The sequence below is a fragment of the Vibrio sp. 2304 genome, assembly GCF_033339475.1.
GTDB lineage: Bacteria > Pseudomonadota > Gammaproteobacteria > Enterobacterales > Vibrionaceae > Vibrio > Vibrio alginolyticus.
This window is the reverse complement of record NZ_JAWOUQ010000002.1, coordinates 205,577-227,154: the sequence shown is the minus strand read 5'-3', so window position 1 is coordinate 227,154 and position 21,578 is coordinate 205,577. Positions and strand designations below refer to the sequence as shown.

The 21,578-nt window shown below is 42.8% G+C and carries 20 protein-coding genes; 17 read left to right on the top strand and 3 right to left on the bottom strand.

What is annotated here, in order from left to right; genetic code table 11:
- Positions 1-6 precede the first annotated feature (6 nt).
- The 7 genes from R7P64_RS05895 to R7P64_RS05865 all read left to right on the top strand — a co-directional run bounded on the left by R7P64_RS05895 (position 7) and on the right by R7P64_RS05865 (position 6,999).
- Entirely contained in the window at positions 7-1,320 is a 1,314-nt protein-coding gene (locus R7P64_RS05895; protein ID WP_318123253.1) for a TolC family outer membrane protein, read from the top strand.
- Positions 1,313-1,933, top strand: a complete 621-nt coding sequence (locus R7P64_RS05890; protein ID WP_017634007.1) for an OmpA family protein — start codon at positions 1,313-1,315, stop codon at positions 1,931-1,933. Before R7P64_RS05895 ends, R7P64_RS05890 begins: the two co-directional genes overlap by 8 nt.
- On the top strand, positions 1,923-2,765 hold the full coding sequence (locus tag R7P64_RS05885; RefSeq protein WP_005390219.1) for a hypothetical protein: 843 nt from the start codon (positions 1,923-1,925) through the stop codon (positions 2,763-2,765). The genes R7P64_RS05890 and R7P64_RS05885 overlap by 11 nt, the downstream gene beginning before the upstream one ends.
- A 178-nt stretch (positions 2,766-2,943) precedes the next feature.
- Positions 2,944-3,717, top strand: coding sequence for a DeoR/GlpR family DNA-binding transcription regulator (locus R7P64_RS05880; protein ID WP_167415180.1), 774 nt, complete (start codon positions 2,944-2,946; stop codon positions 3,715-3,717).
- Between the two features lie 11 nt (positions 3,718-3,728).
- Positions 3,729-4,769 carry an oxidoreductase gene (locus tag R7P64_RS05875; protein WP_005377752.1) on the top strand — a complete coding sequence of 347 codons (1,041 nt, stop codon included), beginning with the start codon at positions 3,729-3,731 and terminating at the stop codon, positions 4,767-4,769.
- Positions 4,766-5,236, top strand: coding sequence for a heme-degrading domain-containing protein (locus R7P64_RS05870; RefSeq protein WP_318118523.1), 471 nt, complete (start codon positions 4,766-4,768; stop codon positions 5,234-5,236). The genes R7P64_RS05875 and R7P64_RS05870 overlap by 4 nt, the downstream gene beginning before the upstream one ends.
- Before the next feature lie 185 nt (positions 5,237-5,421).
- Positions 5,422-6,999 (top strand): sensor domain-containing diguanylate cyclase, encoded by a 1,578-nt coding sequence (locus R7P64_RS05865; RefSeq protein ID WP_213962576.1) that lies wholly within the window; start codon positions 5,422-5,424, stop codon positions 6,997-6,999.
- Positions 7,000-7,050: 51 nt separating this feature from the next.
- On the opposite strand, the gene R7P64_RS05860 is transcribed toward R7P64_RS05865, so the two are convergent.
- Positions 7,051-7,608 (bottom strand): DUF3750 domain-containing protein, encoded by a 558-nt coding sequence (locus R7P64_RS05860; RefSeq protein WP_158159643.1) that lies wholly within the window; start codon positions 7,606-7,608, stop codon positions 7,051-7,053.
- Between the two features lie 480 nt (positions 7,609-8,088).
- On the opposite strand from R7P64_RS05860, the gene R7P64_RS05855 reads away from it, so the two are divergent.
- The 5 genes from R7P64_RS05855 to R7P64_RS05835 all read left to right on the top strand — a co-directional run bounded on the left by R7P64_RS05855 (position 8,089) and on the right by R7P64_RS05835 (position 12,420).
- Positions 8,089-8,451, top strand: a complete 363-nt coding sequence (locus tag R7P64_RS05855) for a hypothetical protein (protein WP_025766707.1) — start codon at positions 8,089-8,091, stop codon at positions 8,449-8,451.
- 35 nt (positions 8,452-8,486) lie between these two features.
- Positions 8,487-8,951, top strand: a complete 465-nt coding sequence (locus tag R7P64_RS05850) for a GNAT family N-acetyltransferase (protein WP_017820619.1) — start codon at positions 8,487-8,489, stop codon at positions 8,949-8,951.
- A gap of 249 nt (positions 8,952-9,200) precedes the next feature.
- Positions 9,201-10,619, top strand: coding sequence for an SLC13 family permease (locus R7P64_RS05845; protein ID WP_017634015.1), 1,419 nt, complete (start codon positions 9,201-9,203; stop codon positions 10,617-10,619).
- Between the two features lie 3 nt (positions 10,620-10,622).
- The gene (locus R7P64_RS05840; protein WP_318123252.1) at positions 10,623-11,960 is read left to right on the top strand and encodes an ATP-binding protein; all 1,338 of its coding nucleotides are present in this window, start codon (positions 10,623-10,625) and stop codon (positions 11,958-11,960) included.
- A complete protein-coding gene (locus tag R7P64_RS05835; RefSeq protein ID WP_005377744.1) occupies positions 11,947-12,420 on the top strand; it encodes a response regulator in 474 nt (157 codons plus the stop codon). The genes R7P64_RS05840 and R7P64_RS05835 overlap by 14 nt, the downstream gene beginning before the upstream one ends.
- Before the next feature lie 108 nt (positions 12,421-12,528).
- Here the strand turns inward: R7P64_RS05835 and R7P64_RS05830 are convergent, their stop codons facing one another.
- A complete protein-coding gene (locus R7P64_RS05830) occupies positions 12,529-14,232 on the bottom strand; it encodes a putative bifunctional diguanylate cyclase/phosphodiesterase (protein WP_005389107.1) in 1,704 nt (567 codons plus the stop codon).
- Positions 14,233-14,719: 487 nt separating this feature from the next.
- Between R7P64_RS05830 and R7P64_RS05825 the strand changes: the two genes are divergently transcribed.
- The 4 genes from R7P64_RS05825 (at position 14,720) to R7P64_RS05810 (ending at position 19,421) form a co-directional block, all read left to right on the top strand.
- Complete coding sequence (locus R7P64_RS05825; protein ID WP_167415183.1) at positions 14,720-15,937, top strand: HD-GYP domain-containing protein; 1,218 nt, start codon at positions 14,720-14,722, stop codon at positions 15,935-15,937.
- A gap of 200 nt (positions 15,938-16,137) precedes the next feature.
- Positions 16,138-16,761, top strand: coding sequence for a LysE family translocator (locus R7P64_RS05820; protein ID WP_005377741.1), 624 nt, complete (start codon positions 16,138-16,140; stop codon positions 16,759-16,761).
- A gap of 211 nt (positions 16,762-16,972) precedes the next feature.
- The gene (locus R7P64_RS05815; RefSeq protein ID WP_318118520.1) at positions 16,973-18,517 is read left to right on the top strand and encodes a YjjI family glycine radical enzyme; all 1,545 of its coding nucleotides are present in this window, start codon (positions 16,973-16,975) and stop codon (positions 18,515-18,517) included.
- Positions 18,518-18,539: 22 nt separating this feature from the next.
- A complete protein-coding gene (locus R7P64_RS05810; RefSeq protein WP_193837397.1) occupies positions 18,540-19,421 on the top strand; it encodes a YjjW family glycine radical enzyme activase in 882 nt (293 codons plus the stop codon).
- A 19-nt stretch (positions 19,422-19,440) separates the two neighbouring features.
- Here R7P64_RS05810 and R7P64_RS05805 read toward each other — a convergent pair whose 3' ends face one another.
- Entirely contained in the window at positions 19,441-20,379 is a 939-nt protein-coding gene (locus tag R7P64_RS05805; RefSeq protein WP_005377737.1) for a LysR family transcriptional regulator, read from the bottom strand.
- Positions 20,380-20,789: 410 nt separating this feature from the next.
- Here R7P64_RS05805 and R7P64_RS05800 point away from each other — a divergent pair, with 410 nt between their 5' ends.
- Positions 20,790-21,560 (top strand): TerC family protein, encoded by a 771-nt coding sequence (locus R7P64_RS05800; protein WP_017820626.1) that lies wholly within the window; start codon positions 20,790-20,792, stop codon positions 21,558-21,560.
- Positions 21,561-21,578 lie beyond the last annotated feature (18 nt).

Below are 21,578 nucleotides of genomic sequence, written 5' to 3'. Positions count from 1 at the left end.
TATAAGATGCGGCTTAAATCAACGTTATTGGTCTTGTTTGCAGTATCATCGTCGCCAAACGCTTTGACTTTAGAAGAGTCAGTTACGTTATCTCTCGATAGCTCCCCCAGTTTGCTTGCTCGCTATTCTCGCTATGAGTCGATGGTACGAGACCGAAATGCCATAAATGGTTCATTTCTTCCTCAGGTTAATTTGTATGCAGCAGCAGGGTACGAAGGTACTCGATATAACAACGGAAACTACATCGACAGTGAAGATAGAACATTAGAAAGAACGGAGATGGGCGTAAGAATCTCCCAACTGTTATTTGATGGATTTAAAACAAGTGCTGATGTTGATCGCCTATCTTACGAGGCTGAAGCTGAACGCTTGGACTTATTGGCATCTGCGGAAAATGTTGCATTAGATACTGTCAGAGCGTATGTGGATGTTTTACATGCCCGAGAGTTGATGAAACTGACAGAAAGAAACCTAAATGAACACCAAGAGATCTACCGTTTCATTCTAGATAAAAAAGAAAAAGGTTTAACCAGCAACTCCGACTTAGCGCAGGTTTCTTCGCGTGTCGCGACAACACAGTCCTCATTGATTGCCGCCCAAAACAATCTTTCCGATGCTAGAACAAGATTTGTACGTTTGGTTGGTCGAGCGCCGCAAAACTTAGTTGAACCTGTTTACCCGCAGGAGTTGCTTCCGAATAAGCTTGACGAAGCACTCAAACAAGCGGTTAGGTTGCACCCATCCATACAGTCAGCGATGAAAGATTTAGAGGCGGCTCGACATGAAGTAAAAAGAGAAAAGGGGGATTACTACCCAGAGCTCAAGCTTGAGCTGTCAGCCAACAAAACAGACAACGTGGATAATATTGAAGGCATTAACGAAGATACAAAGGTTATGCTGACGGTCAACTACGATCTTTTTAACGGCTTTTCTACAGACTCCCGAGTGGAGTCATCTGCCTGGCGAGTAGAGGAGGCGAGGGCTATTCGAGCAAATGCAGAACTAGATGCGAATGAAGGTGTAAGGCTGGCATGGGACGCACATACATTGCTTCAACAGCAAATGGAGTTTTTAAAAGTCAACGTTGATGCGGCGAAAGTAACTGAATTAGGGTACATCCAGCAGTTCAATGTAGGGCGACGCAGTTTGTTAGATGTATTAGATGCCAAAGTTGAAACGTTTGTTGCGAGACGGAACTACACCCGAACAAAGTACGATCATTTGGTTGCCACTTACCGTTTATTCAACTCGATGGGGATTCTGACTTATGCGTTGCGAGTTGAGTATCCAGAGAACTGGAAGGAGAACAATAATGGATAAATTCGCAGTGACGAGTCTTCTAGTTTTCATGTTAGCAGGCTGTGCTGAATCACCGAATACGACGTTGACCACTTACCAGTACAACGACCTTAAAGACAATGATAGTGATGGCGTGATAAACCAACGAGATAACTGCGCAGATACGCCAAAAGGTGTGGTTGTTGACAGTGAAGGCTGTGCGAATTGGGTCAACGACTCGCAGACACACCTGATCAGCTTTTTCTTTGCGATGGATGAGCATCAGGTAACGCCATCTCATGATATGCCGCTAAGCGAGTTGAAAGCACTGCTTCAGAGTAACCCAAATGCGCAAGTCATACTGATAGGAGACACAAGCCCTGAAGCGTCACTCGAATACAACAAAGCGTTGGCAAAGAAAAGAACGGCAGCTATACGAAAATTGCTAGTGAGAAACGGCATTCAAGATAATCGAATTGAAGAGCAAGAGTTTTATCAGAATACGGCATTGACGGTACAACTAAAAAAACGGGAAAGGCGCACAATTGCTGTTGTAAACACGAAAGCTGAAAGTACTGAACAAGCGTGGACTATATTTAGTTCGGACAGCGAGTTGACACCTAATTCGAAGTTGGAGTTGAATTATGAAAATTAAAGTCTTGCCTTTCTTTGCTCTAGCTTCATGTTTGATTTCACCGCTGGCATTTGCTGACTCTGAGGCTCGAACATCGATTTTTGTCGAACCAGAGATACTAGAAACGATAGAAACATTGATAGATGAGCCAAGTGTAAATGTAGCGCTTGCATCTCAGTCTGGTGGTTTTAACGACATGCTAAATGACGGAGCCTCTATTGCGATCACATCTAAGAAATGGTCAGATGAAAACATCTCCCGATTTCAACGAGAAAGAGGCCACAGGCCTACACGTTTGTTTTTAATGGCAAACGCTATTGTCGTAATCAATAGTCAAAAGAGTACGGTAGATAGTGTTTCCGTTAGTGAATTGAAACGCTGTGATGCAAATACGTATGCTTTCGGGGAGATGCGTTTAAGTAACCCAGATGTGAGCTCTAATGGTTGTCAATCATCGATTCAAATGCTTGATGAAGACCGATTGAAACGGGCTTTAAGCGACGACTTTTCAGCCAAAGCTTATATGCGATACTCCGATTTTAAATACTCAGAACAGTGGTCGAGCTACAAGGCTCTCTCTGTTCATCATAACGATGACTCATGCTCTTTGAGCACAGATTGCATCTATTCTCTTCGCTATCCATTTTCCGTGGTCTATTACGTTTATATAAATAAACAATTCGACACTAATCAGAAGATCAAAAAATCAAAGCTATTTGAACTCCTTACAACCGACCACAATACACAACAGGTACGAAATGCTGGGTTTATTCCACTACCAAAAGCGCTTATTAAAAGAAATAGAGTGAAGTTAGGGCTAGATGAGCCAGTTGTTTTAAACGGGTATAAATAAACTTCATACGCCTAACTATGTGGGCTTGAGTGAACGTACCGTCCTAGGAAGTTTTGCCTTGCTGCTCATTTATCTTTGGTTAACCTTTGGTCAATTGAGTTGGTTGTAAGTGGTTTTGTTGGTAATTTTTCTATTATTGTGGCAAGTTTGCTTAAAACCACTTAAGTGAATTTAAGTCATGACACAAGAAGAAAGACTCGTAGCGCTCAGAGCGAAGCTGGATCAGCAAAATAAAGTAACGTTGTCTGAAGTTTGTGAGTACTTTGGTATCTCGCGAGATTCAGCTCGTCGAGACTTAGTTAAGTTGAGTCAGCAACCTGGGTTACAAAGAATACGAGGTGGTGTCATGCTTGCGCCGATCTCTTCCCATACCGAGGCATACGCGAGTCGACCCGTGAGTGACGTTAAACATCGACTGGCTCAATCTGCCGCAGCGTTGTTGGATGAGCGCGACCATCTTGTTATTGATACCAGCACCATTTTATCTCTGCTCCCACTCTATGCAGGAAAAGCGCGTTGTGGAGAAAACAAGCTCAACGTCGTTACTAACAGCATTGATGTGCTGACCGCTGCTGAGACAAACGACACAATGGACGTTTATTTCTTAGGCGGACACTTTGACCCTTATGCCAGAGCAGTTTTAGGGGCGCAAGCAGAGCAGCAAATGCAGCATTATCACGTGAACAAAGCGTTCATTGGCGTGTGTGCATTGTCATCCCGAGGGCTGACAACAAATAGTTTGTTAGAAGCAACAATGAAACAAGCGATGATTGCTCAAGCTCAGCAGGTCATCGTCGTTTGTGAATCCCGAAAAATTGGTAGCGACAATTTCCACCACGTATGTGATTTGTCAAAGATCGACATCATTATTACCGATCATCCCCCTCAATCAGATTTTCAACAACTCCTCGATCACAATGATATTGAATGTATTGTTGTATCACCGAAATAAGGAATCTTACAATGGCTTACGATCCCGTAAAAACCGCTGTGATTGGTTACGGATATTCAGCAAAAACGTTTCATTTACCCTTCATTAAAGCGCTACCAAATTTAACGCTGAGCGCGATAAGCTCTCGTCAACAGGAGGCGGTTCAGAATGATTGGCCAGATGCTAAGTGGTTTTCTGATGCGAATACTTTACTCGATGATAGTGATGCAGAGCTCGTAATCATTACTGCGCCAAATGACGTACATTACGAACTTGCAAAGCGTGCGTTGAACAATGGGAAACACGTCATCGTCGAGAAACCGTTTGTTACTCGTATAGAAGACGGTAATGAACTTATCGCCTTGGCGGAAGAGAAAGGTCTGGTGCTGAGCGTTTTTCACAATAGACGTTGGGATGGAGATTTTCTCACGGTTAAATCTCTTATCGAACAAGGTAAGTTAGGTGATATAAAGCTATTCGAGTCACACTTTGACCGTTACCGCCCTGAAGTTCGTCAACGATGGCGAGAGCTAGCTCAAGATGGTGGTGGTATTCTATTCGACCTTGCTCCTCATCTTCTCGATCAAGCATTGGTGTTGTTTGGCTTGCCAGATGCGATAGACGCACAATGTCGAATGATGCGTCCGGGCGCGACGACGATTGATTATTACAACTTGATACTTCATTACCCTGAGCATATTGTGCACTTGCATTCAAACTTGTATAGCCCAGAGCCGAATCTCCGCTACAAAGTATTGGGTACGGAAGCTAAATATGAAAAGTTCGGATTAGATCCTCAAGAGGGCTACTTAAAAGAAGGCCGTTTGCCGGAAAACGATGCTTGGTCGGAAGAAGATGAGGCGTTATACGGCGTCCGTTACGACGAAGACGGTGCGCAAACTATCAAAACGGAGAGAGGCGCGTACCAAGCTTACTTTGTTGGTGTGGCAGATGCCATTCGTTTGGGTACTGATAACCCGGTTCCTGCCGCTCAAGCAGTACAGAATATCGCTTTGATTGAGATGGCATTGGAAAGCAGTAAAACGGGTAAAACGATTCAGGTGAAACCATGAGTTTGACGCTTGAACTCGTGGCCCGGCAAGAGCATGAACTTCAGTTGGCGGAATTTAATCACCATATTGCGTGGTCTATCGGCCTTGCTCTAAAAGAAGAGGCTGAAGCTCGCGGCGCGGCTGTTGCTATTGAGGTTTACGGCTTTGGACAAACGCTATTTCAATACGCGATGGCAGGAACCTGTGCTGATCATTTAGATTGGGTCCGTAGGAAGCGAAACTCAGTATTGAGGTATGGCCACAGCTCTTACTATCTTTCTCTGTACAACAAGCAAAAGCAACGTGATTTCGAAAATCAGCCTCATCTCGATGCTCGTGAGTACTGCGCTCATGGTGGCGCGTTCCCAATTCGGCTTTCTGGGTCTGGTTTGGTTGGGGTTGTGACGGTATCGGGTTTACCGCAGTTAGATGATCATCAGCTAGTTGTGGATATGTTAAAAACGATGACAGAGACCAAACCCTCTTAAACGCCAAATATGAAAGTAGCACGGTTTCTTTATCGTGCTACTGAATTCTCTTTTTAGCTCATAAAGTGTTCTTTAATGTGAGCAAATATTAACATTGATCCCAACTTACTACCTGAAAATCAAATCAATTTCATATAACCTATACGCTCATTCATATAGAAAGCCTTCAAAGTTGGCCATTGGCAATGTCTTTTAGAAGAAAAGAAAAACTCAATCTTAGAAATCTTATTGTCACCCTATGTGTGTTCAGTGTGCTTGTCACTTTGATCAACGCATTCTACTCGATTTATCGTGTTCAAAGGGATCTCATCATCAATAACACGTTAGAATCAAACCGTGTTTACGCCCAAAAAATGTCTGAAATGACAGACTCTTTCATAGAAAGCTCAATGTCGCAGCTAAAATACAGTGCGAACGTGCTAAAAGACAAGATGCATGACGCTCAGCTTCTTGATAAAGAGGCTGAGAGATTAAGAACGCAAACCAAATCATTTAACTCTGTGGTTGTCGTTAATGCAAAAGGGGTTATTATTTCTGTATCCCCTGAAACACTTCAGGTGAAAGGTGTAAGGTTAGTGGGTGAAAGAAAACGCCAATCTTTAAACGCTCAAGCACCAGTTGTTACTGAACCATTTATATCGCCCGCTGGAAATTACTTGTTAACCATCTCATACCCTATATTTTCTCAATCTAATGAATATTTAGGTTATATCGGCGGCACTATTTATCTAGAAAAAGAAAATATTCTCGCAGAGTTACTCAGCCAGCACGCATACAAAGATGGTTCTTTCCTTTACGTTGTCGATGAGAGTAACACTCTGATTTATCACCCAGATCAATCGAGGGTTGGTGAAATAATCGACGATAATGAGGCAATCAAAGCGGTGACGATGGGGCAGAGCGGCAACAAAGAAATTGTTAACTCTCGCGGCGTCGAAATGCTTGCTGGTTATGCACCAGTAAAGTCATCAGGATGGGGAATTGTTGCTCAGCGCCCGAAATCGATGACGTTATCTGTGCTAGATGAACAGATGTGGAATGTTTTCCTTAAGTCGATTCCAATTGGTTTATTAACTTTGCTGCTAATTTGGTTCTTGTCCCTTCTTATTTCTAGACCACTTTGGCAGTTAGCGGGTGCTGTGCGAGGTGTCGAAGAACATTCATCATCTATCGATGATCTCAAACTGGTTAAGTCTTGGTATTTTGAGGTCTCACATTTGAAGCTTAGCTTTCTTAAAGCATTTGGTATCGTGTCAAAAACCATTGATAAGCTGCAACTGGATACATTAACAGATTCGATGACTGGATTATTGAATCGACGTGGATTAGATAAAGTTCTTGGTTTGTTTAAGCAGGAAAATACCGCGTTCTCTGTTTTGGCGCTAGATATTGACCACTTTAAGAGCGTAAACGATAACTATGGCCATGACGTGGGTGACAATTTACTTAGAGAGTTTGCGCAGTTAATGAAAGACCAAGCTCGCTCTAATGATCACCTGTGTCGTTCTGGCGGTGAAGAATTTATGATGTTTTTGGAAAAAACAGACGTAAACCACGCTATGGATGTTGCAGAGCGTATTAGACACAACGTGGAACAACATGACTTTCAGGTGGTTGGTAAGGTCACGGTTTCGTTGGGCGTTTCTCATTGGAAAGGCAATGACACACCAATTGAAGCGGTAATGAAAGACGCCGATAATGCACTGTATAAAGCGAAACATAATGGAAGAAATAGAACGGAGTTGGGTGACGACGCACAATAGATATTGCGCTTTATGCTGAACATAAAACGAGCCAGTGACTAACCTTTGCTGTTAATCGCTGGCGTAACTGCTACCAATTGCGCGAAACGGCAAGTTTAGCTCTAACTCTGGAATTTGTTTACCCACCCAAGCCGGAAATGTATTGCTATTTGGCCCTGGAAACAGCGTATATTCTTCAGCCCAAGGGTATTGGTTAATAACACTTTGTATTTTAGGTATAAGCTGGCGGGCCTTTTCACCTTGTATGGAGAGGATCTTTTCTGGTTTTGCACCATACCAATATCGATCTGGCGTCCCAGTTTGGTACTGATATAGAGCGGGTTGTCCGCGATTCACTCTCCAGCCGACTACTTCATACACTGTATATTCGTTCGCATTTTCAGGCTTTATTGCAAACCATGTATGAACAGCAAACCAGCCTCGCCAACCAAACGCATCTGCGGCGTAAAACTCAATCACAGCATGCTTAACATTAGAAGGGTCGGGTGCGATACCCGCAGGTTCTCTGCTAGCAGTACGCCAATCTCCTTGAGTGCATCCACCCAGCATAACCGCGATTGACATGAACCCAATTTTTACAAGGTGAGTAAAGTTGAGAAGGTCTTTCATTTATTGCTCCTAGACCAACCGATGTTGGTAACGCTCTATTGATTTTAGCTATAAAAACGTGGCAAGCCTGATTGTTGAAATCCTCTCCTTATTAAAAGAGAGAGGGAAGTTAGTGCCATAATTCCAGTTCATACGCAATAATAAGGTAAGCCGATTTGTAACATGTGGCATAGACGATGCCGTATTTCTCGAACGATTCGTCTAGTTGCGTATGAAAAAGTAAGAGGTTGTATGTATTCCTTACACGGCCACATGAATTAAAAACATTAAAAAAACAGAGATTTACAGTGGGTTTTGACTGATTGAGTGAGTTTGGGACCCTCACATTGTCTCGCATTTGCTTGTTTTGGGCGGAATTTTCATCGCTCATCTTTTTGCGCGTTTAGAGTCAGCGTTCAGCTATGGCACAATAGGCGCTCACAGAACAAGTGCTGTTTGGTCATGCAAATAGCAGAAAAATAACTAGAAATAGAATAATTAATGTTTAAATCAAAAAGTATACTCGCATTAAGCATGTTCGCATTTGGCTGTTTTGCCAATCAAGATAGCGAACCAACGTCCGTTGTGCTGAACTATGGTGACTCCTCCATCAGTACTGATATTCAAGCCAATCGAAAATTTCATGTTGTCCGAGACAATGAAAGTGAGCACGTAGAATTTTCCGGCGGAATCATAAAGGAGTATTCCGATTATATTGTGAATGTTCATATCATAAGAAAAAGCAAAATACGCAGATCAAGCCGAGAGCTGAATACAACCGTACTGATGAACAGTGATCAGATTGGGAAGCCTTTAGTGATTGGCATTGAAAATGATGAGTTCACTAGTATCACTTTGCGTTAATGCTTAGTATTTATTGAATAAGAATGAGGAAATTGATGCTCTCAATACGCTGCTATCGCACCGAGGATGCCCCAACACTGTGGGCACTCTTTTACCATACTGTGCGAATCATTAATCGTCGCGATTACACGGAATCACAAGTTTCCGCTTGGGCACCATCAGATTTTGACCTCGATGTGTGGCAACGCAAAATGGACGATATTCAACCCTATGTCGCGGAGATAGAAGGGCAGGTCGTTGGCTATTGTGATTTGCAAGGTGACGGCTTGATTGATCATTTCTTTTGCCATCATGAATACCAAGGACAAGGTGTTGGTCGTGATTTGATGTCTTTTCTTTTTTCACAGGCGAAAGTACAGGGGATAAAACGACTGTATTCTGAAGTGAGTATTACCGCCCGACCTTTTTACGAGAAAATGGGTTTCACAGTTAAGTCTCGACAACGTGTTGAGGTTAGGGGAGAAACCTTAACTAACTTTATGATGGAAAAGTATATTTAACTTAAATAGTGAGCATTTAGTGAGCTTGAACACAGATATAAAATGTTTTCCAATGTGAAAACGAGTTCATTGATCTCGCACCAACGTTTTGTTTGAAAACAGTGTACATAATCTTCTCTGGAACGCCATTACCGCATTTCGTCTCTGAAGGCTTAAAAAACAGTCTGAAAGTTTTGGTTTTGCGGCGGGTAATAGCGTTCCAAACGCCAAATGTGTCTGGCTAACCATCTCAGGAAGAGAAGTAGTACTATGCGCCCTTATCTCAAATACGTTGTTCCAACATTGATACCATTGCTTGTTTGGTTAATGCCTCTCTCTGCGTTCCCATTTGATGGCATTACTATCGTCCAGCAAAGAGTGATTGCAATCTTCTTGCTTGCCGCACTTTGCTGGGTATTCGAGCCAATTCCAATCTACGCCACTTCGGTTGTGATCATTGTCCTAGAGCTATTGCTTGTATCAAATAAAGGTATTGTGCTCTTTCGTTTGCAAGAAGGGCAGCCACATTTTGGTGAGCTATTACAATACAACGAGATAATGGCGACCTTCGCTAGTCCGATTATTATGCTCTTCCTCGGCGGTTTCTTTTTGGCTATGGCGGCGACAAAGTACAGGTTAGATGTCAACTTAGCCCGAGTGTTACTCAAACCATTTGGACAAAAACCAAAGTTCGTTATGCTGGGGTTGATGCTGATCACCGCTGTTTTTTCCATGTTTATGTCAAACACCGCAACAACAGCGATGATGTTGTCCATTTTAACCCCTGTGATAGCGGTTTTCGGGCCTAAAGACCCAGGTCGAATTGCATTCGCTTTGTGTATTCCTGTTGCGGCCAACATTGGTGGCATTGGTACTCCAATCGGCACGCCACCGAATGCCATCGCCCTAAAATATTTGGTTGGTGACAACTTAATTACGTTTGGTGAATGGATGGTATTTGGTGTGCCATTCGTTATTGTGATGATGGCGTTAGCCTGGTTTCTGATTGGCTTTTTGTATAAAGCCGAACAAACCACCATCGATCTGAACATTAAAAGCAAGTTTTTGAAAACACCCAAAGCAATAATGGTTTACGTCACCTTTGCCGGCACGATTATTCTTTGGTTGATGGGTTCTGCACATGGAATGAATTCTTACACAGTAGCATTAATTCCGGTCGCAGTGTTCTCATTGACGGGCATCATTAACAAAGAAGACTTGAAGAAAATCTCTTGGGATGTGCTTTGGTTGGTGTCAGGCGGTATTGCTCTGGGCCTTGCTCTAGATAAAACCGGGCTTGCGAAGCTGGTGGTACACAGCATTCCGTTTGATCAGTTCTCGCCATATGTTGTCTTGTTTGGTGCGGCTTTCTTGTGCTTGTTAATGGCAAACTTTATGTCGCATACAGCCACCGCAAACTTGCTGATGCCGATAATGGCTGCGCTGGGTACTTCTATGGCTTCGCTAACGCCTCTCGGCGGTGAAGTTACTCTGATCTTGGTCGTGACATTTGCCGCTTCACTCGGTATGTCGTTACCAATCAGTACGCCACCAAACGCGTTAGCTCATGCAACAGGGCATGTCGAGAGCGGCCAAATGGCTCGTATCGGTGCCGTGCTAGGCGTGATTGGCGTATTACTCAGTTTTGTGATGGTGTGGATTTTACATACTGTTGGGCATATTGGATAACCCATGTACGAAACGAAGTTAGACGCGTTAGTACAACGCTACTTTAATCACCTTGAACGCCGATTAACGGTTCTATCCGGGTCGGTGCTTATTGAGCAAGCTGGCTACAACGATCGCTTGTACTATGTGCTGTCGGGAGAACTGGCGGGCTATTACGCGGAAGATGACAAGAAACCGATTCAGGTATTTTCTGCGTCTCAAGGTGCGTTTATTGGCGTACATAGTTTCTTTTCTGGTACGTGGACTGCCTCTTCGACAGTGATTGCTCAAACCGATGTTGAATTGGCTTGGATACAGCGCGATACGCCCGCCGTGGAAGAAGCGACATACGGGCCATTGACGACACAATTTATGCCTGTGATGGTTAACGAATTATCTCGTCGTCAACGGCGCGCAATGCAAGAGGCATTGGCTAAAGAAAAAGCACTACAAAAGCTTCATACCGCAGAGCAAATGACAACGTTGGGGCAGCTTGCAGCGGGTATTGCTCATGAGTTGAACAATGCGATAGGCGTTGTAAGCAGTAAATCAGAACGGCTAGAGACAGTTATCATGGAACTGCTTGAAGAAGTTCATCCGGAAGCGAGTCAATTTTTTGATTTTGGTTTAATGCAAGGGCAGAAAGTCTTTTCTAGCGAAGCGAGAAAGCGGGGGCGTCACTTCGAAAAATACTACGGTTTAACCAAGGAGGTTGCTCGTGATCTTGCACGTGCCGTTCCAAATAACTTCCTTTCAGAACATTGGCTAAAAAGACCAGAAGAAGCGATACGTTTCTGGCAAATGGGGCGAGATCTCCATGACTTACGCATCGCTTCTAAACATACCGTTGGCATTGTGCGATCCGTAAAACAATTGGGGCGCACGGATATCGACTTGGATGAAGCGATTAACATCAATGATTCAATCAATCGCGCCTTGGCTCTATTGCAAAGTGACTTAAGACGAGTGAGTGTTCGTTTTAGCCCTGCGGATTTACCTGCTTTTATTGGTTCTCAAACCGAACTCGTCCAAGTTTGGGTAAATATCTTAAAGAATGCGTGCGATGCACTTGGTGAAACGGAGAAACCCGGTATCGAAATACATACTCGGGAGAGTAAGGGTAAAATTTTGGTCACGATTGCTAACAACGGACCAGAAATTGATGAAGCGACACGTAGAAAAATTTTCCGGCCAAACTTCACCACTAAAAAGGGGGGATTGTCGTTTGGTTTAGGGTTAGGTCTGTCGATTGTGAAGCGCATTATCGCCGGATATAACGGCTCTATTGTGGTAAAGAGCGACAGTGAAAAAACGATTTTTAGAATCAAGTTACCAGTAGAGGGTGAACATGGAGAAGCTTAATGTAATTTGCGTTGATGACCAACGAGAGGTACTAAGCGCGGTTCTACAAGATTTAGAGCCGTTAAATCAATGGTTGAATGTCGAAGACTGCGAATCAGCAGGTGAGGCTCTAGAACTGATGGATGAATTTGATGCAGAAGGCGAGATGATCGCATTGATTATTTCCGATCATGTGATGCCAGGTAAAACGGGAGTAGAACTGCTGACCGATGTATCAAAAGACGGTCGTTTTGGCTTTACGAGGAAAGTGCTTCTTACCGGGCAAGCGACGCACACCGATACGATTAATGCGATCAACTCCGCAGGCATTGACCGCTACTTTGAAAAACCATGGCAAGCAAGCCAATTAATAGAGTGCGTTAGAAACCTGGTGACCCAATATATCTTTGATGTGGGCTTAGATTACACTCAGTATCACGAACATTTAGATCAGAGTGTGGTGTTTGAACGCCTACGTTAATTAGGGGGCATTAAGCTTTGTTTTCGTCACGGCCAGTTAGTGTCTGAAATCTATAGTGAATAGTTCAGCATGTTTAACGTGGCCGTGCGGAATATTGCTCTAGTATGCTTAACTCAACGAATAGCGGCTTGCACTGGCAACAGACAGTGGCTTAGAGAACCAATAACCTTGCAGATAATCGACGCCCATTTCGGTAAAAAATTCACACATTTTGGCGTCTTCAATTCCCTCAATCACTACTTCAATACTATTTTCCTGGCACATAGTGATAAGAAACTTCAGATATTCTTGTGAAGAGCGGTTGGTTAGTGTTTTCCACGCCATCGACCTATCTATTTTGATTTGTGTCATCGGGAGGTCGAAGAAGCTATTTAATGAACTGTAACCCGATCCAAAGTCATCCAGAGAGAGTGCAAATCCTAGTTCCCTGAGGGTATTCAGAGGGGCAATGGCTGTCTGATTATTATCCAAAATAAACGTTTCTGTTAGTTCCAACACAATAGACTCAGGATCGACACCAACCTCATCCGCCATGGCTTTAATTCGCGCAGGGAATTCACTATTCATTAACTGAAGTACAGAAACATTCACGTTGACACGAACTTGGTTTTGGTAACGCTCACGGTAGTTTTTGATAAATTCACACGCTTTGGCAAAGACTTGATATCCGAGTTCGACAATCAAACCTTTGTTCTCTGCGACGGGGATGAATTCGTCTGGATAAATTTCGCCAAACTCTTTGCTACGCCAGCGAACCAGAGATTCGAAGCTCACCACTTTTGAGCTTTTGGCGTCAATAATTGGCTGAAACTTAACGCTTAATGTCTGTTTTTCTAGTGCACTTTTTAGACCTTGTTCAATAAAGAAATAACGGTCTACGGCATGCTGAGTTTTCTCACTGTAAACCGCAACACGGTCTTTATTCTGCTCGCTTGCGTACTGACAAGTTCGTGCTGCTTTACGTAATATTTCCTCTGCTGAGTGACTTGGATCTATGCAAGGATACAAACCAATACTAATGTTACTTCCTAAGTATTGGCCCTCTTCAATCACTGCCTCGTGGTAGGTTTCCTTTAAACTTTCGGCATAACTTTGCAGCGTTTCTACCGAGCATTCATCGTGAATCAAAATCGCAAAGTCATCATCATGTACGCGATATACAGAACTATTTGGAGAAGGTAGGTGACTGAGAGTTTGTAGCAATTTTTCCACTAACCCATCGACCAACTCGCTGCCATATTGATTTAAGTAAGATTTAATCTCTTCTATCTGAATGTAACAGATAGATGCACAAGAATCGGTGGCTCGCACACTATCTTCAATATCCAGCAAGAGATGGGCGCGATTAGCCATACCTGACGCATTGTCATGAAATGCGACTTGATGAATGTAGCTTTCCATCAGCTTGCGTTCAGAAATATCACGGTGGCTACCAACCATATAATGACCATGTTCTGTTTCTTTGGTCATGGCTACGCCTTCAATCCAGACGTACTGTCCATTGGGTTTACGCACGCGGTAGGTCGTTGTGACCCTCGTGTTGTTGGTAATGATGTGAGCATCGACCCGAGTGGAGAGTCTTTCTCGATCGAGAGGGTGAACAAGGTCTAACCATTGCTCTAAGCTGATTCGACCAGCGTTGATACCAAGCTGCTCATAAAAGCCCTTGTTATAAAATACCATGGTGCCAAACTCATCCATGTAAAAGAGGCCTTCGTTAAATACATCGAAGATATGAATGAATCGTTCTTCGACGATTTTTAGGAACTCTCGGTCACTATCTGAGACTTGTTGGTCAAATATGGTGGTCAAGATATTTCCTCCTCGAGCCTTTTAGCATCAGAGATGAGTGTTGGGGTTGATAACATAGAGTTGATCTGCTGGCGTACATTACAATCACAAAAGTGTCAGTTCAAATTGTTTGGCTATCATTTTATGCGCTACTAGGTTAATAACATACTAAGATTAGGCGGCTAATCATCGACATTTATAAAAAATAGTCAACAGTAAAAATCATTTATAAAATACAGTTATTGATGCCGTCCGCAATCTATAAATATTTATGAATAATTATCCTAAAGTTATTTTCAGTTGTGTCGGTATCAATGTGCGGTTTTCTAACGTCATTTGTATATATGCTATCTTGGATAAAACCATAATAACAAAAAGGACTTAATGAGCGCGACCGATTATTAATTGACAGGATGCTCATTAATTGTAATCAATTCAAATTTATTATCACGCCAAGTAATCAAATCTCTTATAATGCGGACGTTAATATCGAGTAAGCCTTCTTTATATGCAGTACGATCCGAAAAATTCAATCAAAATTGCGCTCGCTGATATCGGCGTTGGTATGTTTGTTACCGCGATAGAGCACAACAAGCGCGTTAATTTAGCCAATGCAGGGCGGATATCTAGCTCTGAAGGCATTAAGAAGCTTGCTACAAGTGGCGTAAAGTATGTTTGGGTAGATCAAACATTATCTTCGCAGCAGTGTGTCTTCAAGCCTGTAGATGAATCAACTGATGCCACTAAAGAGACGAGAGAGCAGAAACACTCAGATTTTAAGAGGGGTCAACGAACTTATCGTTCGAGAGACATCCAACACAAGCGAGCCAAAAAGCTGATCGCCGAAGCAAAAGATTTGGCGCAGAAACTATTGAATCAAACTTTTGAAGGAAAAATCATTGAAGTTGATGAAGTAGAAGCTTGGGCTGACGATGTCATTGAAAGTGTTTTGATTGACTCAGATGCGTTGCAGTGTGTCTCTGCACTCCGAAAAAAAGACTCTTACTTATTGGAACACTCCGTCAATGTCGCTTGTCTTTTAGTGTCATTCGGTAAGTACTTGGGCTTGGATAAGCCAACGCTAAAACAGCTTGCTGTAGGTGGCATTATTCATGATGTAGGTAAAATTAAAGTCGATGATAAGATCTTGCACAAGCCAGCGAAGCTAACGCCTGAAGAATTTGAACATATGAAGCTACATCAAGTGTTCGCAGGTGAGATAATCCTTCACGTAAAAGGACTTAGTGACGTAAGCCGTGATGTTTGTTTGATGCACCACGAGAAGTTAGATGGCAATGGTTATCCTAGAGGCTTGAAGGGGGAGGAGATTCCAATTCACGGCCGTATGAGCTGTATTGTAGATATCTACGATGCGCTAACGGCTGATCGCTGTTACAAAAAAGGCATGAGTTCTGCGGAAGCGTTTAAAATCTTGTTGAGTCTAACGCCATTTCATTTAGACGCCGACTTAGTTTACAAATTCATTAATTGCATTGGGATGTACCCCGTCGGCTCCATTGTCGAGTTGAACGATGGGCGTGTTGGTATTGTTTGGTCTTCAAATGAATCTCAAGCATTAAAGCCAGAAGTGAAATGTTTCTACTCCCGCAAGTATAAACGATACATTGATGTCACGATGGTGGATTTAAAAACGAGTGCGTACAAAATTGAAAGAGCGATCGCGCCTTCATCGTTAGAGATCGATCCTAAGCCTTTTTATGATTAAGAGAAATAGATAAGCTTATACAACAGGCTTTACATCCTTGCATGTAGATCGTATTTTATTTGCATAACTATCTATTAATTTTTTCTAAGTTATTTAGATGCAAGATGGTTATTAAGCCCTCGGCTTCATGGATAGAAACCGGGCGATAAAATAGTTCTACACAATGGGCTATAAACCTCATTTTGCTGGAAGGGATGCCAATGCAAATAGATACATGGATTTTTTACACTCTTGCCATTCTCGTGCTCACAGCTTCACCAGGACCAAGCTCACTGTTGTGTTTGAGTAAAGGAGTGAGTAGTGGGTTTCGTATTGCTTTCATGACTGCGCTTGGCAGTTTGTCTGCGATTACGATCATCCTTACGCTCTCATTTACCGGGCTGGGAGTTGTCATTGCTTCATCTGAGTTGGTTTTTAATATTATTAAATGGTGTGGTGCCGCTTATTTAATCTGGTTAGGTATTCAAGCGTTGCGCTCATCTCAGACAGATTTTAATAAAACGGCAACGACTCAAAGTTCCGCGACAGCGTTTAGCGCGTTCACTAGTGGTTTCATTGTTGGCGCTAGTAATCCCAAAGCGATAGTCTTTTTCACCGCTTTGTTTCCTCAATTCATTGAACCTTCCGCACCGCTACTGGCTCAATACGCGATTTTCGCGTCTACATTTGTGGTTTTTGAGCTTAGCTGGCTAACATTTTATGCATTGTTAGGGGTAAAAGCCTCCGATTGGTTGTTTGTCGCTGGAAGAGCGAAGTTGTTTAATCGTTTGACTGGTGGAGTATTTATTGGTGCAGGCGTGATGTTGTCGACGGCAAACCGATAAATAAGACAGACTTCGGTACGCAGTTAGGTTTCCCATATAGTAAGTTGGAATGCGCTAATTTAGCTTTGTCTTATTTCCAGAATGGAAATAGGCGTTTTGTTTATTTTCATTAGTGGCAACAGCCAAGCAGGAGTAAAATCACGTTACTCTTTAGGGGTAGAGCTCGTATTTTGTCTTGTGGGCTTGTGGTTACTTTGTAGGAATATCTTAGATGACAAGCCTTTCTAAACTACAACAACGTTTTCTAGATATCGCGACCGACGTCCGTCTTTCTCCAAAACAGAAGTCGAGTTTTTTAGCTTTAGAGGCGGAAGCGTGCATTCCTTACATGACCGTATCTTCATCACTGAGACAAGCAATGGATGAAGGCATCATCTGCGATATGTTTGAAGGTCATGCACCGTTTAAACCTCGCTACGTGTTGCCTGATTACGCTAAATTTCTATCGCAAGGCTCAGACTATTTAGAGTTGTCTCCGGCTGATGATTTCGATGATGCGCTGAATATGCTTACCATCATTTACCATCATGTTCCTTCGGTAACGAACATTCCGGTTTACTTAGGCCAGTTAGATGATGTCTTGTTGCCTTACATAGGCGACCTAACAGAGAGCCAGATTTACAAAAAGTTAAAACATTTTTGGATCATGCTGGATCGCACATTGCCAGATGCGTTTATGCATGTGAATGTCGGACCGACAGACAACATTATTTGTCGCACTGTTTTAAAAGTAGATGCGGAGCTCAAGCAGATCGCACCGAATCTCACCTTTATGTACGACGAGACAGTTACGCCTGATGACTTACTTCGTCAAGCGACACAGAACATTTGTGAATGCAGTAAACCGCATATTGCCAATTACCCAATGCACGCGAAAGCCTACAACGGCTCACGCTTTGGTATTGTAAGTTGCTACAACTCGCTTCCATTAGCAGGTGGCTCGAACACATTGGTGCGAATGAATTTAAAAGAAGTTGCAAAACGAGCATCAGACTGTAACGACTTCTTAAACAGTGCGTTGCCTTCTTACCATCGATTAATGGTCGAGCTCATAAACGCAAGAAGCACGCACTTGCATGAAAAATCGAACTTCTTTCAAGGCTTTTTGACGCAAGAAGGGTTGATAAAAGAGTCCTATTTCGCGCCAATGTATGGCGTTTATGGCATGGCCGAAGCGGTAAACCTTCTATTTGAAAAAGAAGGGCAAATAGGGCGATACGGAAAAAATGATCGAGCAAATACTTTTGCTCATGATGTTTCAGCAACACTGGCTAAACTGGTGGACTCAACCCCGGTGAAATATGGTTTAGATGGCAAAGCGCTCTTACATGCACAAGGCGGCATTAGCTTAGATCATGATGTTACGCCAGGTGTACGTCTGCCTTATGGTGCAGAGCCAGATCCTGTCACTTATGTACAAGCAACGGCGAAGCATCATCAGTATTATCGTGCGGGTATCAGCGATATTTTGACGATTGATGAAACGGTGAAATCTAACCCAGAAGCGATGTTCAATTTATGTAAAGGGGCACTAAATGCTGGTTATCGTGAGTTTACCGCGAATGTCACTTCAAATGACTTAATTCGCGTGACAGGCTACATGATCAAACTTTCAGACGTCGCGAAATATGATGAAGAAGGTTCGAGAACCAACACGACGTTTCTAGGTGCAGAAGCAGCAAAAAATACCAAAATTTTAGAACGCTCGCCACGTGTGGTGAGTCATGAAGTAACACCGACTTACACGCAGGCATAAGTTCGGTTTAGGAAAGAACAAGATGTCTAGACGAAGTGGAAGCCTTTTGGCAAAAGTCACTCGTATCCTTCCTTTCTCTTGTGTTGATGGGCCAGGAAATCGTCTAGTCATCTTTCTACAGGGTTGTAACTATCAGTGTTTGAACTGCCACAATCCTCACACGATAAACCATTGTAATCATTGTGGTGAGTGTGTGAGTGAATGTTCAGCAGGCGCATTGAAGTTCGACGAAAACAACAACGTTGTTTGGCTTAAAGAGGAGTGCACCCACTGCGATCATTGTATAGAGATATGTCAGAACCAATCTAATCCAAAAATTACTGACTACTCTGTAGTAACAATGCTCGATTTGATACGCAAACATCGCTTTTTCATCAGTGGTGTTACTGTATCCGGTGGGGAATCTACCTTACAACTTCCTTTCATTATTGAGCTGTTTAAAGGGATAAAACAAGATCCTGAATTACGGCACCTCTCTTGTTTCATCGACAGTAACGGTTCTTTAGCGGTTGCTGGTTGGCAGCGTATTCTACCTTTTCTGGATGGCGCAATGATCGATTTGAAAGCGTGGCAGACGGAGACGCATCAGTGGCTAACTGGGCGTGATAATCATCGTGTATTTAAAACCCTTCAATACCTAGTTGAACACGAAAAATTGTACGAGGTCCGCTTACTGCATATTCCCCAAAAAAGTGATTTAGATATAGAAATCGTAGCAATTGGACGTTACTTGAGTACTCTTCCTGAATCGGTGCTTATCCGTTTAAATGCCTTTCAGCATCACGGAGTAGTGGGGGAGGCGTTAACTTGGGATACGTGCTCTCATCATGATATCGAACGCTTAAAATCAGAGCTTCGATGCTACGTGAGTAACCCTATCACAGTGCCGACAGTACTCACGTAGTACCGTTGTTTATCTATGCTTACGCATCACAGGCATCTAACATGGCGCAAGCGTCGAGTAATTGTTGCTGTAACCATTTTAAAGCGGGATCGTTTAAGCTCGCTTTGTTCCAAACGAGGCTGTAGGCTACTTGCCCGTAATCGAATGGAAGAGCTTGCTCAACCAAACCTTTTGCTTGCATTGCCGCTCTTGCCCAAAGCTTGGAGCATGTGAACAAGTAATCCGAGTGCTGACACATCACCGCAGCTGAACCAAAGTCGGCTACACGCATGGCCAAGTTTCGTTTTGAATGCCTTTGGGTGAGATTTTGCTCAAAATAAGGTTGTGACAGATCTTTATCATGAATACCGATGTGTCTTGCACAAAGGTAACTTTCAACAGATAAGGGTTGCTCAGCGAGTGGGTTCGATGCTCTCATTAAGCAAACCATTTCGTCTTTCAAAATGGTTTTCCAGACCAAGTCTTTATTTTGTGTGGGTGGTTGGCTGAGATCGTGAGGAAGCAACAAAAAATCTACTTGACCTCTTGCTAATGCATCGAAGCTCATTTCCTCTTTCGCATGGACATTCAAGTGCGCGTGGTTACTCAGTTGTTGGGACAGATGCTGTAGAACTGGCGCAAAGAGCTCAAACGAACTTTCACGCATTGCTAATGAAAAACTACCTTGATAGTAAGCCGGATTAAAAGAGCCTTGATGTAATAACCCATTCATACTGGAGAGTATGCCATGGATTGACGGGCCTATATGCAGCGCAAATGCTGTCGGCACTAAGCGAGTGCCATCACGGTAAAAAAGGTCATCCTTTAGCGTTTCGCGTAACTGTCCGAGCGTTTTACTGACGCTCGATGGTGTTACACACAAGCGTTCTGCCGCAAGTGTGACGCTGTGAGTGGTTAACAACATATGTAAAACAGTTAGATGTTTAAGGCTTATACGCGAAAGAGCAATGTAGTCCATAAATAGCAGGTTTCTTATGATTTTTGGCAGTATATCAGCATGAAACAAATTTTTACTATTGTTTATCTCGGAAACACGCCTGTTTCTCTTTGAGCTCAATGCATTTAATGGGTTGCATAAGGGTTGATGGTGCTTATAAGTCTAGAAATTTATCTTAGTTTTGTTGGACTTTAATGCTTTCATTTATTCAATTCTAAAGCTTCTATGTAATTTTAATCAATTTGGAGGAGTTGATTGATTTGTACACGAATTAAACTTGTTCCTTGTTAATTAAAATAGATATTGTTTTGTTGATTGTTTGGTGATTTACTCATGATCCCTCAGTAACAAAGGTATAAATAATTAATGGACGACCCCTTTAGTCGACAAAACCCTTCACCATATGTCTTCTTATTATTGGAGACATGCTCATGCTAGAACTTTTTATGCAACCAGAAGCTTGGGCTATTTTCGCCACTTTGTTTGCGCTTGAAGTTGTCTTAGGCGTTGATAACGTCGTTTTTATCTCTGTCTTATGTGAAAGACTGCCGCTGCACCAACGTAAGCTGGCAAGAAACCTTGGTATTGGTCTTGCTGTTATTGCTCGTATTGGTTTAGTGTTTTCAATCTCTTGGATCATGCAATTGACTCAACCGCTATTTTCTTTGGCGAACCATGCGTTTACCGGAAGAGACGTCATCATGATTGCGGGTGGTGCATTCCTCTTGGCTAAAAGCCTGAAAGAGTTGTGGAGTTGGTTAAATCACAACGAGTCGGCTCACTCAACTCACGCCCGTACTGGTTTAGCGGTAGTTCTGTTGCAGATTGTTGCCGTGGATGCTGTATTCTCGATGGACTCGGTGATAACCGCCGTTGGTTTGACAAGTGATGTCCCACTTATGGTCGCAGCGATTGTTTCGTCTGCTATCGTGATGGTCATGACAGCCGAAAAAATCAATAACCTGGTGTCGTGTTACCCTGGTTTTAAGACACTTGCTTTGTTATTCCTCGTTTTGTTAGGTGGTTTATTGATGGCAGAAGGCTTCGAAATTCATATCAACAAAGGTTATGTGTACTTTGCGATGGCATTCGGCTTAATTCTGGAACTTTGTCATATCCAGTTAAAAAACAAACAACGCCCGACTATTAAACGTCTTAGTCCGTTGCGAGTTCATCCAACGAGATTAGAAGCTCGTCAATAATAAAAGATATTGCCGCTT